This window comes from Streptomyces sp. URMC 123, assembly GCF_051386515.1.
Classification (GTDB): domain Bacteria; phylum Actinomycetota; class Actinomycetes; order Streptomycetales; family Streptomycetaceae; genus Streptomyces.
Genome location: NZ_JBPQTV010000711.1, coordinates 1 through 456, shown reverse-complemented (window position 1 = coordinate 456; position 456 = coordinate 1). Strand labels below are relative to the sequence as shown.

The 456-nt window shown below is 74.1% G+C and carries 1 protein-coding gene; it reads right to left on the bottom strand.

The window, feature by feature from the left end; translation table 11 throughout:
* Positions 1–180: 180 nt before the first annotated feature.
* The coding region (locus ACSNOD_RS31745; protein ID WP_436770522.1) for a methionine adenosyltransferase domain-containing protein at positions 181–456 on the bottom strand (276 nt) is incomplete at its 5' end.

The window sequence follows — 456 nt, the reverse complement described above, 5'->3', positions numbered from 1 at the left end:
CCGGCCCGCTCCCGCCTCCCGTTGTCGCTGCTCACAGCCACAGTCCTACCAGAGCCCACCGACAACGCCCCAGCCCCGCCCCCGCCGCACGGCCGGGGGCGCTTGACGCCCGGATACGCCGGAGCCCGGCTGCCCCAGAGGGCGGCCGGGCTTCGGGTGGTGCCGGGTGGCTGCGTCGCGTCAGAGGCCCGCGGCCTGGCGGAGGGCCTCGACGCGGTCCGTGCGCTCCCAGGTGAAGTCGGGGAGCTCGCGGCCGAAGTGCCCGTACGCCGCCGTCTGGGCGTAGATCGGGCGCAGCAGGTCGAGGTCGCGGATGATCGCGGCCGGGCGGAGGTCGAAGACCTCGCCGATGGCCTGCTCGATCTTCTCCTCGTCCACCGTGTGGGTGCCGAAGGTCTCGACGAAGAGGCCGACGGGCTCGGCCTTGCCGATCGCGTAGGCCACCTGGACCTCGCA